The 13,063-nt window shown below is 66.1% G+C and carries 15 protein-coding genes; 7 read left to right on the top strand and 8 right to left on the bottom strand.

Annotated elements, in window-relative coordinates:
• Positions 1-10: 10 nt before the first annotated feature.
• A complete protein-coding gene (locus NATOC_RS03065; protein ID WP_015319949.1) occupies positions 11-934 on the bottom strand; it encodes a phosphorylase family protein in 924 nt (307 codons plus the stop codon).
• Positions 935-1,016: 82 nt separating this feature from the next.
• On the opposite strand from NATOC_RS03065, the gene NATOC_RS03060 reads away from it, so the two are divergent.
• Complete coding sequence (locus tag NATOC_RS03060) at positions 1,017-1,586, top strand: SprT-like domain-containing protein (RefSeq protein ID WP_015319948.1); 570 nt, start codon at positions 1,017-1,019, stop codon at positions 1,584-1,586.
• Between the two features lie 45 nt (positions 1,587-1,631).
• Entirely contained in the window at positions 1,632-2,171 is a 540-nt protein-coding gene (locus NATOC_RS03055; RefSeq protein WP_015319947.1) for a hypothetical protein, read from the top strand.
• A gap of 6 nt (positions 2,172-2,177) precedes the next feature.
• Here NATOC_RS03055 and NATOC_RS03050 read toward each other — a convergent pair whose 3' ends face one another.
• The gene (locus NATOC_RS03050) at positions 2,178-2,852 is read right to left on the bottom strand and encodes an HAD family hydrolase (RefSeq protein WP_015319946.1); all 675 of its coding nucleotides are present in this window, start codon (positions 2,850-2,852) and stop codon (positions 2,178-2,180) included.
• A gap of 150 nt (positions 2,853-3,002) precedes the next feature.
• Here NATOC_RS03050 and NATOC_RS03045 point away from each other — a divergent pair, with 150 nt between their 5' ends.
• Positions 3,003-4,217 carry a 3-dehydroquinate synthase II gene (locus NATOC_RS03045; protein WP_015319945.1) on the top strand — a complete coding sequence of 405 codons (1,215 nt, stop codon included), beginning with the start codon at positions 3,003-3,005 and terminating at the stop codon, positions 4,215-4,217.
• 15 nt (positions 4,218-4,232) lie between these two features.
• Here the strand turns inward: NATOC_RS03045 and NATOC_RS03040 are convergent, their stop codons facing one another.
• Genes NATOC_RS03040 through NATOC_RS03030 form a run of 3 tightly spaced genes read right to left on the bottom strand, consistent with a single transcriptional unit; the run spans position 4,233 to position 5,784 of the window.
• Complete coding sequence (locus tag NATOC_RS03040; protein ID WP_015319944.1) at positions 4,233-4,664, bottom strand: DUF7575 domain-containing protein; 432 nt, start codon at positions 4,662-4,664, stop codon at positions 4,233-4,235.
• A gap of 50 nt (positions 4,665-4,714) precedes the next feature.
• Positions 4,715-5,218 carry a hypothetical protein gene (locus NATOC_RS03035; protein WP_015319943.1) on the bottom strand — a complete coding sequence of 168 codons (504 nt, stop codon included), beginning with the start codon at positions 5,216-5,218 and terminating at the stop codon, positions 4,715-4,717.
• A complete protein-coding gene (locus NATOC_RS03030) occupies positions 5,215-5,784 on the bottom strand; it encodes a DUF7344 domain-containing protein (protein WP_015319942.1) in 570 nt (189 codons plus the stop codon). Before NATOC_RS03030 ends, NATOC_RS03035 begins: the two co-directional genes overlap by 4 nt.
• A 415-nt stretch (positions 5,785-6,199) precedes the next feature.
• On the opposite strand from NATOC_RS03030, the gene NATOC_RS03025 reads away from it, so the two are divergent.
• The 3 genes from NATOC_RS03025 to NATOC_RS03015 all read left to right on the top strand — a co-directional run bounded on the left by NATOC_RS03025 (position 6,200) and on the right by NATOC_RS03015 (position 9,755).
• Positions 6,200-7,363: a signal peptidase I gene (locus NATOC_RS03025; protein ID WP_049888875.1), complete on the top strand. Its 1,164-nt coding sequence runs from the start codon at positions 6,200-6,202 to the stop codon at positions 7,361-7,363.
• Between the two features lie 51 nt (positions 7,364-7,414).
• Entirely contained in the window at positions 7,415-8,632 is a 1,218-nt protein-coding gene (locus NATOC_RS03020; RefSeq protein WP_169330922.1) for a DUF5305 domain-containing protein, read from the top strand.
• Between the two features lie 502 nt (positions 8,633-9,134).
• Positions 9,135-9,755: a DUF1102 domain-containing protein gene (locus tag NATOC_RS03015; RefSeq protein ID WP_083866555.1), complete on the top strand. Its 621-nt coding sequence runs from the start codon at positions 9,135-9,137 to the stop codon at positions 9,753-9,755.
• An 862-nt stretch (positions 9,756-10,617) separates the two neighbouring features.
• Here NATOC_RS03015 and NATOC_RS03010 read toward each other — a convergent pair.
• Positions 10,618-10,827, bottom strand: coding sequence for a hypothetical protein (locus NATOC_RS03010; protein WP_015319938.1), 210 nt, complete (start codon positions 10,825-10,827; stop codon positions 10,618-10,620).
• Between the two features lie 132 nt (positions 10,828-10,959).
• Between NATOC_RS03010 and NATOC_RS03005 the strand changes: the two genes are divergently transcribed.
• On the top strand, positions 10,960-11,193 hold the full coding sequence (locus NATOC_RS03005) for a helix-turn-helix domain-containing protein (protein WP_049888633.1): 234 nt from the start codon (positions 10,960-10,962) through the stop codon (positions 11,191-11,193).
• An 18-nt stretch (positions 11,194-11,211) separates the two neighbouring features.
• Here NATOC_RS03005 and NATOC_RS03000 read toward each other — a convergent pair whose 3' ends face one another.
• Positions 11,212-11,916, bottom strand: coding sequence for a type I 3-dehydroquinate dehydratase (locus NATOC_RS03000; RefSeq protein WP_015319937.1), 705 nt, complete (start codon positions 11,914-11,916; stop codon positions 11,212-11,214).
• Between the two features lie 48 nt (positions 11,917-11,964).
• On the bottom strand, positions 11,965-12,945 hold the full coding sequence (locus NATOC_RS02995; RefSeq protein WP_015319936.1) for a transcription initiation factor IIB: 981 nt from the start codon (positions 12,943-12,945) through the stop codon (positions 11,965-11,967).
• Positions 12,946-13,063: the final 118 nt, after the last annotated feature.

Below are 13,063 nucleotides of genomic sequence, written 5' to 3'. Positions count from 1 at the left end.
CGCGTTCCGATTACGGACGGATCCCGAGCGGATCCGTCTCGAGCAGTTTTTCGAGAACCGTCGATCCGACGCGCTCGGCGTTCTCTATCGCCAGCGCGAGGCTGGCGTCGGTGCCGTCGAAGCTCTCCGCAGCGGACTGGCCCGGTGCCGGACGGTCGTAGTTCGCGACCGCACGCACACTCAGGTACCGATCGAGCAGGCCGAACCGCTCGAGGGCGGTCGCCGTCGCGGCGTCTTCCATCTGGGTCGTCGCGTAGGGACCGACGCCGTAGGCGTCACAGAGCCACGCCACTTCCTCGGCGCGTCGCGGGCCGTGCCAGAACTCGTCGCCACAGACGGTCGTTCCGACCGCGACGGTCGGCTCGGCGTCGGGCGACGTCGGGTACCGCTCCCGGTAGGCCCGGACCTCGGGGTCGTCCTCGAGGGGCGTCTCCTCGGCGGCTGCCAGCGCGGGCTCGAGGACGCGATCGGCAAGGTGGTGGACGTAGTCCCGCGGGCGGTAGGCGAGGGTGTCGATCCGCTCGCCCGGAGCATCGCTGCCGTCCCAGCGGTGTTTGCGATCCCAGTCGACGACCGCGTCCGCGAGGACGACCGACCCCAGCGGGGCCCCGTTCGGCGGACCGCCGGCGATCCCCGCCGAGAGGACGTACGCCGACTCGAGGTCGAGCCCGGGGGTCGCGAGCAATGCGGCCGTCGTCGTCGCGGCGTCGCTTTTCCCGATTCCGGTGGTCGCAATCGCGATCCCGTCGTCGGTGAGATAGAGCGGCGCGTCGGCGCCCGGAACGGTCAGCGCGTCGGCGATCGCGGCGCGCTCGATCCAGGGCCGGCGCTCGTCAAGGGGCGGTTCGGCAACTGCGACGAGGACGAGCCCCGCGAGGCGGACGGGGTCGTTCGGATCGAGGGGACGCGGCGTCGGCAGCGAGAGTTTGCTCATGGTCGAGGATCGCAGCGTGGGGGAAAAGGCCTGCCGGCGGCGCGTCGAAACCGTTTCGGAACGGGGGGTCGTCCGTCGAGCCGTGATCGAGGAGTCACTGACAATCGACGACGAGATCCGCGCCCGGGCGCGGATCCACGCCCGCGAGGTGATCGACGACCACGACCTCGCCCTCGAGTTCGACGCGCTCGAGTGGGCGGTGTCGGGACGGGCGCGTCGCCGCGCGGGGCTGTGTCGGTGGGACGCAGATCGCGAGGTGGCGACGATCGTCCTCGCCCGCCGGGCCTACGAGCGCTACGAGTGGGCCGAGTTCGCGGCGGGCGTGCGCCACGAGCTCGTCCACGCCCTGCAGTTCCAGCGCACCGGCGAGTCGGGCCACGGCGAGCGGTTTCTCGAGCTTGCGGCCCGGCTCGAGGCGCCGCGTCGCTGTCGGTCGTTCACCGAGCCCCGGTACGTGCTCCGCTGTCTCGCGGACGACTGCGCGTGGACGGCGACGCGTCATCGCGCGTCGAAGCCGGTGAAGGCGCCAGACCGGTACCGGTGTGGCGACTGCGGGGACGTCCTCGAGGTCGAGCACACGGACAGCGGCCGAACCTGGAACGCCGCGAGCGGGTACGGCGGCGCGAAGGCCGCGCTCGGCAAGGATTGGTGAGCGGAGCGCGGAACACTTATCCGGAGACCGAGTACAGGTCCAGCCATGGGATTACTCGATCTGATGTTCGGTCGGTCGGGCGAGGGCCAACAGGGAATCGAGGGCCACTCCTACAAGCTGCCCGAGGAGAACCACGAGTTCGTCTACCCCGTCGCCGTCCGACGGATCGAGCTCGAGGCGCTCGAAGCGCTGCTCGCGGCCGACGAGGCGGCGCCGTCGCTTGCCGACAACGCCGACGAGCTCCAGGATACATTCGACGAGCTGTTCGACGGCGACGGTCCCGACGCGACCGCCGTCGCCGACCGGGAGCGGGAGGCCCGCGGGACGGTCGAACGCGTCCTGGAGACCTGGCGCGAGCAGGTTCCCGAGGACGACGACGGGATCGGAGTCGTCTACGTCCAGCAGGCCGAGTTCGAGGCGATCCGCGCGTTCGTCAAACGCTGCACGGACCGCGACGAGCGGTACGACGAGTTCGAACTCCCGGAGTCGATGCCCGCCGTCGCCGCCCTACTGGCTCGACTCGGCGAGACGACCGACAGCCGGTATCGCGCGGTCGTCCACACCGATCTACTGCCCGAGGCGTAGTCGCGATCAGACGATCGACTCGAGGCGCTCGAGCGTGTCGAGCTCGTAGGTCGGCTCGTGTTCGCGGGCGACGTCGTCGCGCCCGGGATCGATCCACGCCGAGTCGAGCCCCATCGCGTTGGCGCCCGCGACGTCGGCCCGCAGGGAGTCGCCGACGTGGATCGCCCGCTCGGGGCTGGTCTCGAGCGCGCCCAGCGCCCGCTCGAACGGCGCGGCGTCGGGTTTCGGGTAGACGCCGGCGTTCGGATCCGTGTACACCCGAACGTCGAAGGCGTCCGCGATTCCGAGTGCCCGCAGCTTCTGGATCTGGGTCTTCCGGCCACCGTTCGTAATGAGTCCTACCCGTCCGCGGGCACGGGCGTACTCGAGGGCGTCCTCGGCGCCGGGGCGAAACCGGACGGCGGTCGGATCCTGCACCTCGAGATACCGCTGTGCCAGATCGGGTGCGAGTGCGGAGTCGGCGTCGGTCCGTTCGGCGACTGCTTTGAACAGCTCCGTGTAGAACTGCTCGGCAGTCTGAACGGTCGGCACCTCGGGAACGGCCGCGCGGAGATCGGCAGGCGTACAGAAGGGATCGCGGTCGACGTCCTCGAAGGCCCGCTCGAGGACGACGTCCGGATCCTGCGTGGGCTCGCAGAGGGTGCTGTCGAGATCGAAACAGATCGCGTCGTAGGCAGCCATCTGACTCCTCGTACGGGGTCGATCGTTCTGAACGTTTCGTACCACGACAGATGGTGGCACGTGACAGTTGGTGTCGTACGCGGAGTTTCGATCCCCACGACTGCTGTCGGATTCGCCACGTTCAAGCCACTCCCCTTCGAGACTCGAGCTATGACGAGAGCTGTCTGGGTCAAAGCCGACGACGCCGTCGGCGACTGGGACGCCCGCCGCGCACGGATCACGGCCGCGCTCGAGGCGGGCGCGGACTGGGTACTGGTCGACGAGGACGACGTCGAACGCGTCCGCGAACTCGGCGAGATCAACGTCGCGGCGTTTCGCACCGACGGGGACGTCACGCTGGTCGACGACGTCGACGACGTCGACGTCGTCGACGAGGCCGAGACCGAATCGGAGCCGGAGTCGACCGCCGAACCCGACGCCGTCGTCGTCGGCAAGGACGGCGAGGGTGACGGAACGATCGATCTTCCGGGCGACCTCTCGGGCTCGGCCGATCTCTCGACGCTGCGCCGCGAGGGCGAGCTGGATCGGGGCGCGTACGTCCGCATCCTCGGAAAGGAGTACGAGGCCTTCGCCGAGTCGGCCGCCCAGGAGGCCGACCACACGATCGTCGTCGGCGAGGACTGGACGATCATCCCGCTGGAGAACCTGATCGCACGCATCGGCGACGAGACCGAACTCGTCGCGGGGGTCACCTCCGCCGACGAGGCCAGAACCGCCTTCGAGACCCTTGAGCTCGGCGCCGACGCCGTGTTGCTGGATTCGGACGACCCCGACGAGATCCGCCGTACCGTCGAGGTGCGCGACGAGGCCGAACGCGAGTCCCTGGAGCTGGAGTACGCCGACGTCCTCGATATCGAGCAGATCGGCAGCGCCGACCGGGTCTGTGTCGACACCGGCTCCCTGCTCGAACACGACGAGGGGATGCTCGTCGGCTCGATGGCCCGCGGGCTCGTCTTCGTCCACGCCGAGACCGCCGAATCGCCGTACGTCGCCTCCCGTCCGTTCCGGGTCAACGCGGGCGCAGTCCACGCCTACGTCCGCACGCCCGACGGCGGCACGAAGTACCTCTCGGAGCTACAGAGCGGCGACGAGGTCCAGGTCGTCGACACCGACGGCAACACCCGCGAGGCGATCGTCGGCCGCGTCAAAATCGAGCAGCGACCGATGTTCCGGATCGCCTTAGAGACCGCGGACGGCGATCGCGTCGAGACCCTGCTCCAGAACGCCGAGACGATCAAGGTACCCACGAGCGAGGGGCGGAAGGCGGTGACCGAGCTCGAGGCCGGCGACGAGCTCCTGTTGTACTACGAGGACACGGCGCGGCACTTCGGGGAAGCCGTCGAGGAAAGTATTATCGAGAAGTAACGCCCCGGCCCGACGTCACGTGTTCGTCGGTTCCTCTTCTTCGGGCTCGGCCGGTTCGAGTCGAGTCGTACACCAGTGACAGAACGTGAGGTCCTCGTCGAGCGGTTTCCCACACTCGGGACAGCTCGGGCCATCCTGATCGGCGCCGTTGGTCGAGCCCGGCGGGAACCCCATCGAGCGAAACGTCGCGTCGATCGCGGCGAAGAGGACGATAAACGAGACGACAAACTGACTTATCGTGTCGGTTTCGGTCGTGACGACGCCGATCATTCCGGTGACCGAGTCAGCGGCCATGATCTGGTCGGTCGGCGGGAGGAAGATCGCCAGCGACGCGAGAAAGATACCGCCAAAGGCGAGACCACGAACCCAATCACGGATAAATACGTGGCCCGCGCCGGGAAGGAGGACGGAGAGTCCGGCAGCCGCGAGCGCGCGGATCCAAGTCATTGTACGTCCGTTCAGTTGGGAACTGTCGCCGTTAACATTCCGGTTTCTCGTCAGACCGATTCGGACGGACACGTCACTGCGAGTTCGACTGTCTGAGAGATCGTGACGTCGCTCCCGGAGAGTTCGACGGACACCTCCGGCACCGGCTCGAGCTCGCTGCAGTCGACCGTTCCCTCGAGGGTGGCGTTTTCGCCGGTCTCGATCTCGGTGCCGACCCAGCCCGACGCGTCCTCTTGGTCGATTCCGTCCGGAACCTCGATCTCCGTTACTGTGATCTCCTCGCCGAGCTGGTTCGTGACGACCAGCAGCTCTCGTTCGCCCAGTGGTGGCGCCGCATCCGTCGCGTTCTCGTCCGCCCTTTCGGCTGCGGTCTCCGATCCGGCGTTGTCGAGCAGTTCAGCCTCGACGGCCTCGACGGCGACGCCCGCCTCGTCACCATCGACGACCTCCACGGAGAGTGGGCGCTCCACCGAGGCGACGCTCGCACCGGCGCTTGCGGTGATCAGCAGTGCGATCGCGACGACGATCAGCCCGACTCCGACTCGCGCGCTCATCGTTTCGGCGGCCCCTGGTGGCCGATCCGGTTCCGCCGCGAGTGGTAGGTGTGGACGACCGCCGAGAGGCCGAACATCGCGGTGACCAACGCGCCGAGCGCGACGGCCGAGAGCTCCCCGATCGGGTACACCGGATACCACGCCAGCGCCGTGATGGCGGCGCTGACCCCCGATAGACCGAGATAGCAGTGGCTCCAGGGAATGTCGTCTTCGGGAACGTACTCGAGGTACAGCTGCAGCTTCCGTGCCTCGTTGGTAAGCGCGACCTCGCCGCGGTTGCGGTCGTACTCGATGACGCCGGACTCGTCGAGCCGTGGCAGGTGTGACTGGCGCAGTGACGTGTACACGCGCTTGCGTTTCTTCCACGGGAGTTCGTCTGCAGGCGTCTCGTACTCCCAGGACGACACCGAGTCGACGAGCGATCGGAGGTCGACACGGTCCTCGTTCTGTTGTTTCAGGTAGTGCAACACCCAGCGCCGGCGCTGGTTGCTCAACATCTCGAAGACCTCGTCTCGATTCAGTTCCTCCGGCTCGAGCTCCTCCTCGTCTAGCTTGCTGACACTCATTCTGATCCCCCTTCCACCTCCGACGCCACCCCCCGGTGAGCGCGAGGTACATCTCACGTCTCTACCGATGGTTTTTATTATTGACAGTGTAGCTATCACTCGACGGATACTACTCTTTCCAGATACCCGTCAAAAGCGCTTCTAAGCCTATAGAAGCACGTCACCGATAGTTCTAGTGGAAGGAATAGAAGCGACGTTCTGGCACTACTTGTCGGTCCGTTTGACACTGCCACTACAGTTCAAGGCTGCCTTGACGACCCTCGCGACGCTGTCGGGACGCTTCAGGGTCGTCTTGTCGACCTGCAGACGATGCCAGACGTTCCCTAACGTGCCTATAGTAAGGGGCCGACGGAGTGTGGTCGATTCCGGACGGCCGATCGCTCGGCTGTGGGCGTTCGGACGGACGAGGGGAACGATGGGAACAGGACAGCAGGGGGGACCGATGCGTGTCGTCACGCTCGTCGCGATCGGCGTCGCCGCGCTCGCGTTGCTCGCGATCGTCGCGGGACACGTCCTCGGGATCCCGATCGCGCTCAGCTACGTCGAAACGGGGAGTATGGAGCCGACGATCGAGACCGGCGACGGCTTCGTCGCGGTTCCGTCTGCCGTCGCCGGCCCGGCCGAGGAGGGCGACGTGATCGTCTTCGACGCCCAGGAGATCGAGGGCGGCGGACTCACGACCCACCGGGTCGTCGAGGTTACCGAGCAGGGCTACGTCACCCAGGGCGACGCGAACCCGTTTACCGATCAGGACTCCGGCGAACCCGTCGTCACCGACGGCCAGGTCGCCGCGACGGCGCATCAGGTGAACGGCGAGCCAGTGACGATCCCGCACCTCGGGACGGCGGTAATGGGCGTCGAGAACGGCCTCGAGTCGAGCCAGCGGTGGCTGGCGTCGACGCTCGGGACGACTGCCGTACTCGGCACGCAGGGGCTGTCGTCTCTGTTGCTCGCGTTCGGCCTAGTCGTCCTCGGTGTCTCGCTCGCGCTCGAGCGATGGAGCGGTGCGACCCGCGAGCGCAACCGGGAGCGCTCGCGCGAGGACGTGTACGACGCGCGGACGCTCGTCCTCGGGCTGGCCGCGCTGCTGATCGTCGTCTCGCTGGCGACGATGGTCGCGATGTCGGGGACGACCGAGACGGGGATCGTGAGCGCGGAGTTCGACTCCGATCGCCCCGACGTGATTCCGATGGGCGAGACCGAGAGCCACGAGTACGAGCTGTACAACGGCGGCGTCCTGCCGACCGTGACGATCGTCGAACCGGCGAGCGAGGGGGTCGCCGTCGACGAGCGGACGACGCTCGGCTACGGCGAGAACGCGACGGCGGCCGTCGCCTACACCGCGCCGCCCGAGACGGGGTACTACCTCCGGTCCGTGAGCGAACGCACGTACTTCGCGGTGTTGCCTGAGCCGATAATCGCGACCCTGCACGCGATCCACCCCTGGGCGGCGATGGCGTCGGTGACGGCGGTGCTGACGGGGATAATTGTCGCGCCGCTGGCTCTCCTGATCGGCACCGGTACGATCAGGACGCGTTCGCGAGCGAGATCGCGTTCCCCGGGTGGTCTGAACGACTGAGAATCATGTTCCGATATCGATACAGCAATCCGAACGGAGAGGGGATCGACCGTGATCAGTGACCGACGGCGCGTGCGGCTTCGCACCGCGCTCGACGAGTGGTTCGTCGTGGTGGTCGTCGCCCTGCTCGCACTCGCCCTGCTCGGGGGGTGGGGCGCCTACGGCGCGGTCGCCGACGATAGTGACGAGGAGTTCGAACAACGAACGGTCGAGGCGTGGTCGACGACTGGCGGCTTCGACCATAGCGCGACCGTCCAGGCCGAAAACGAGGTGTTCCCGGTCGGCACCGAGCTCTCGGATCGCTCGATGTACTTCGCCGAGGTCGCACCCGAGCTCGAGGCGACCTTCACGTACGCGTACGACGCGCCCGACGGCGACGTCGCGGTCGTCCTCAAGGCCGACCGCGTGATCCGCTCGGTCGAGGACGTAGACGACGAGGACGACCGCGTCGAGCACTGGGCGGTCAACGAGACGACCGCCCAGGAGGAGACCGAGTCCCTCGCGCCTGGTGAGGAGCAGGCGACGTCGTTCAGCGTCGACGTGCCCGAAACGGCTGCGGAGGCCGAGGAGATCCAGGAGGATCTCAACGAATCCGTGGGCGAGCTCGAGACGGTCGTCGAGGTGCAGATGGCGATCGAGGGGACGATCGACGGCGAGTCGGTCGATCGCGTCGACAGCTACGAGCTGGTCGTCGAGCCCGACGACACGACCTACACGGTCGAGGCGCCCGCGGCCGAGGAACGGACCGAGGAACGAACCGAAGCGGTCGCGGTTGCGGGGAGCTCTGGCTTTAGCGGGCTCAGTTCTGTTGTCCTTGCCCTGCTCGGGATCTGCTCGGTCGCGGCCCTCGGGGTCCTCGGGGTCGCCCGCCGAAAGGGGACCCTCGCGCCCTCGGCGGCTGAACTCGAGCGCATCGACGCCCGCTACAAGCGCGAGGCGTTCGACGACTGGATCTCGCGAGGACGGCTTCCGGCCGACGTCCGCGAGCGCTCGCGGATCGAGATCGCGACCCTCGAGGACCTCGTCGACGTCGCCGTCGACTGCGATCGGCGCGTGATCGAGGACGAGCGCGACGGGCGGTACTACGTCCTCGACGACGACTCGCTGTACGTGTACGCGCCCGAGGGGCTGGAGGATGAAGAGAGCGAGGACGAGGACCGAGTCCTCGAACCCGACGCGCAGGAAGCCGAGGAGCCGACGGTGATCGGTGACGGATCGGGAGAGGGGGGAGACGCCCTCGAGGACGACAGCGACGACTCCGGCTCGTAGCGACGGTCCTCTTTTGCTTACTTCGCTCGAGTGACGGGAAACAGGAGATCGAGGAGTGGGGTCGCTCGTTGTCCGTGTTCGCGTCCTCGTGACGTGCCGACGGTTCGGATAGCTCGTTCTTCGATCGCGGGCCGTCGCACGCTCGAGAGTGCTGCTCAAGCTGCATCAATCGGACCTACCTGTTAGTCACAATTGTTGTTAACAGCCCTTCATGGAGAGCCTGTGGTAGTTTGCTCGAGCGAGGACGCGACCGATCCGGACTGCAGGTCGCCCCACTCGCCTCTGTACGTCCCGGCTATAGACCTCCTGACCGCCCGTACTTTTCGACGAGACTCCTGCACGACACTACTACCGCTCTACAGGCCCGGTATGCCGAATCTGCTGCCAGTGTATACAAAAGGGGGGTGCTGTCCATGGGGAGAATGCCTGCGCTCGAAGACGACGCCACGATGGCGAGCGACGGGCGGTCGGCGGCTCGAGCGCGCAATAACGGTGAATCACGATGGAACGACGTAAATTCCTGATCGGTGCGGGGAGTACAGCTATCGGAGCAAGTGCGCTTGTCGGCACGGGCGCGTTCAGTTCGGTCACGTCTACACGTGAGATGAGTGTTCGGGCCGTTAATGACGCAAATGCATACCTCGGCCTCAAAGAGGTTCCTGACAGCCCTAACAGTAGTTACGTTGACGAAGATGAGGGCCATCTCCGAATCCGGATGGACGAGGACAATGAGACGGAGGGTGGTGGCACTGGGGTCAACTCCAATTCAGTTACCATCTTCAAGGACCTCTTCAGGATTCGTAACCAGGGGAAGCAAACAATCCACGTGTTTGTCTTCCTGGTGGGTCCAAAAACGGGCAACGTCGGGCTCTTCAACGGTGGCACCACATCGCCGCTTTGGGCCACGACACTTGAAGTGGGCGAATACGAGGACGTTGGGTTGCTCACCAATACGTTCGGAGTCGATTCTAGCGATCCTGCACAGTTAGTCAATGATATGATCATCGTTGCTGTTGGAGAGGACAATCCGGAAGGCGGTGATCACGAGGCTGCTGCAAGAGACCTCGCACCGGACGACGCTGAGGCAAACAAGGAAGTTCCAGATGACGAACTGAACGAGTAGGACTATCAACGTCCGGTTGCCCCTCGCTACTTTATAATTCTGCTCTATATCAGACGTTTGTCTCGAGTTCGTTCCCGTCAGTGTCGAGAGTTTTTCCTCGTCGTGGATCGGCTTGAGGTCCTCGCCACCCCCACTCGTCGTGACCGTGTCGGTCGCTTCGGTCTCGTTGCTATCGGTCTCGTTTTTCTCGGGAAGCTCGCTCGGTGAAGTACCTCGGGGACAAGCCCCGAGGCTTCACCGTTTTGCCCATGCCGTCCAGAAACGGACGGGTGGGCGCAGGCGAATTTAATTCCCCTCGACCTTCCCGAAATGGGTCGGTTGGAATTAACACCCGAACGCTCGGTGCGTCCGTGGGGGTCGGTCGCTCCACCACGACCCGACAACACCCGTCTCACCACGTCAAGGACGCGGGTTTTGAGAGGTGTCGCATTCCTCGCAACTGCGCGCAGTTGCTTCGGATTACGGTCTTTAATCCACGTCGCAACTGTTCTCGTCAATACGGTGGGATGCGTCATATAGCTTACGCGATTCTCCCCGGGGTCAAGCCCCGAGGCACTCTCGCTGTATCTCTGTAGAGCGGTGTCGACCCCCGAAACCTCATCGCCGGACTCCGACCCAGTTGCGAACGTTCCAGTTGCGTCCCCGGACGCTGAGAGCAGTGCGACCGTTTGATAGCCACCCACGAACGCGGGGGCGACCACCAGCGCGAGCACGGGACAGCGTCGCGCGGTCAGCGGTCCATCCCCGGCTCCTGTTGTTCGACTCGGTCGGGCGCCGCGTCGACCGCGTCATCGTACTCCGCAGCCCCGCCACCGTCGCCCCGCGAGGACAGCCACAGGGCCGCGACCGGTACGATGACGGCTCAGACCCCGAACTCGAGGACCCGATCGCTACATTCATCACAGGTCACGGCGACGACGAACAGCACGATACCGGCGCTCGGAACGGCGACGCCGACGACGACCGCCGCCACCGCTGCGATTGCCAGGCTGAGGACAGTACACGGGATACACCTGCTCTCGTCGGCATGCTCCCAGCGGGTGGCCCGCTCGAGCGGCGTATCCCCCGTCATACGCTCGTTTGGGTCCTCAGAGAGATATGTATGACCGCTCTACCGGGCCCGGTCGCGCCCCTCCCGTACGGGGTCGTCGAACCACACTGCTAGCGCTCACCCGATACTGTTCGGCTGTTTAACCGTTCCTTCGTGGCGTTCAAGCGGAGCCAGACGGACGACAAGGCGATCATTCAGATCCACCTGGGGACGCTTCGGGACGGGGGGTTCATCCGATATGACAGAGGACGCGGACGCGTCGGGTTGACTGCGGACGGTCGTCGCCTCGCGCGCGTTCTCGACCGGAATCTGATCGGTGACGATCGAGCGGCGTCCGACGGCTCCGGGACGACGCTGCTCGAGCGCTGGAAGCGCCGCCTCTCGTAAGCAGCGAGCTCCGCCCGCTTAGTTCTCCGCTGTCGGTCCGTCGAGATCGGCCACGAGCCTCGAGAGCGTCTCGAGGTCGTACTGGCCCGGCGCCGTCGCCTCGGTGGGATCGACGGGCGCGTAGCCGATCTTCGAGCCGTACACCGGCGCCACGGCCCGCGTGTGGCGGCCGAGTTCGCCCATCGCCATCGTCGCCACCCTGTCGCCGTGGTACGCGAGCTGCTCGGTCGCCGACAGCAACGCGATCGTGTCGGCTTTCGATTCCGCGGTGACGGCCAGTTTCGCGACGTCGGCGTACTTGCCCGCCTCGGTCAGCGTCGAGACCATCTCGCCCCGAGACGGCGTCCCCTCGAAGTCGTGGCTCGACGCGACGATCGAGACGTCACGCTCGCGGGCGGTCTCGAGGACGTCCTCTGCCTCACCTGCGAGGATCGACTCGAGTTCGACGTCGATCGCGCCGACGGCGTCGAACGCGGTCGCCGCCGAAAGAACCTCGAGCCGATCTTCGTCAGTACCATCCCACTCGCCGCCCTCCCAGGCGGCGCGGTTGGTCGCGATGATCGGGAGAGAAGCGTCGTAGCCCTCGAGGCACTCGAGGGGGTCGTCGGTCAGGTCCATCCGAAACTCGACAGCGTCGGCGTGCTCGCGAGCCGTCGGCTCGTCGGCGTCGGCGAGATCGGCGGTCGCAGCCGTAAGCGTGAACGAGTCGAAATCGATGCCCATAGCCGATTGTGAGAACGGGGCGGCGAAAAACGGTGTCGTTCCGACGACTCAGGCCATCCCGAGGGTTTCCTCGGCCTCGAGCAGCTCGTGGTACCGATTCCGGATGGTAACTTCGGAGATGTCGGCGACATCGCTCACCGCGGCCTGGGTCGTCTTCTCGTTGGTGAGCAGTGCAGCGGCGTACACTGCGGCGGCCGCGAGGCCGACGGGCGACTTCCCCGAGTGAACGCCTTTCTCCTTGGCGTTCTGGAGCAGTCCGCGCGCGCGGTGTTCGGCCTCGTCGGAGAGTTCGAGTCCCGACGCGAAACGGGGGACGTAGCTCTCGGGGTCGGCGGGCTGGACCTCGAGACCGAGCTCGCGGACGACGTAGCGGTAGGTGCGGGCGATCTCGTTTTTCTCGACGCGGGAGACGTCGGCGATCTCGTCGAGCGAGCGCGGAACGCCGGCCTGTCGGGCGGCGGCGTAGACGCAGGCCGTCGAGACGCCCTCGATCGATCGACCGGGCAGCAGGTCCTCCTCGAGAGCCCGCCGGTAGATCACGCTTGCAGTCTCGCGAACGTTCGTCGGCAGCCCCAGCGCCGACGCCATGCGGTCGATCTCGCCAAGCGCCTGCTTGAGGTTGCGTTCCTTGGAGTCGCGGGTGCGGAACCGCTCGTTCCACTTGCGCAGGCGCTGCATCTTCTCGCGCTGGCGCGAGCCCAGCGAGTTGCCGTAGGCGTCCTTGTTGCGCCAGTCGATGTTCGTCGACAGCCCCTTGTCGTGCATCGTGTTCGTCGTCGGCGCGCCGACGCGGGACTTCTCGTTTTTCTCGGTGGCGTCGAAGGCGCGCCACTCGGGTCCTCGGTCGACGGAGTCTTCCTCGACGACGAGGCCACAATCCTCACAGACGGTCTCGCCGTGCTCGTCGTCGACGACGAGCTGGCCGGCACACTCGGGACAGACGACGTCGCTGTCCTCGCTCTCGGTCGTCTCCTCGTTGGTTTCGTGTTCGCTACGTCGGACTCTCGTGTTCGGTGATGCGTTAGTCATGGTGGCGACTACTGCCCGGCTGGGTCGCGTGCAGAATCCGGACGGAGTTGTTACCTACCTGGTTGCGAGACACCGGAGTTAATGGTTTCGGAATCGCCCCCGTTTTCGGGGCCGAGAC

Origin of the sequence: Natronococcus occultus SP4, assembly GCF_000328685.1 — an archaeon.
Classification (GTDB): Archaea; Halobacteriota; Halobacteria; order Halobacteriales; family Natrialbaceae; genus Natronococcus; species Natronococcus occultus.
This window is presented reverse-complemented; position numbering and strand designations above follow the sequence as displayed.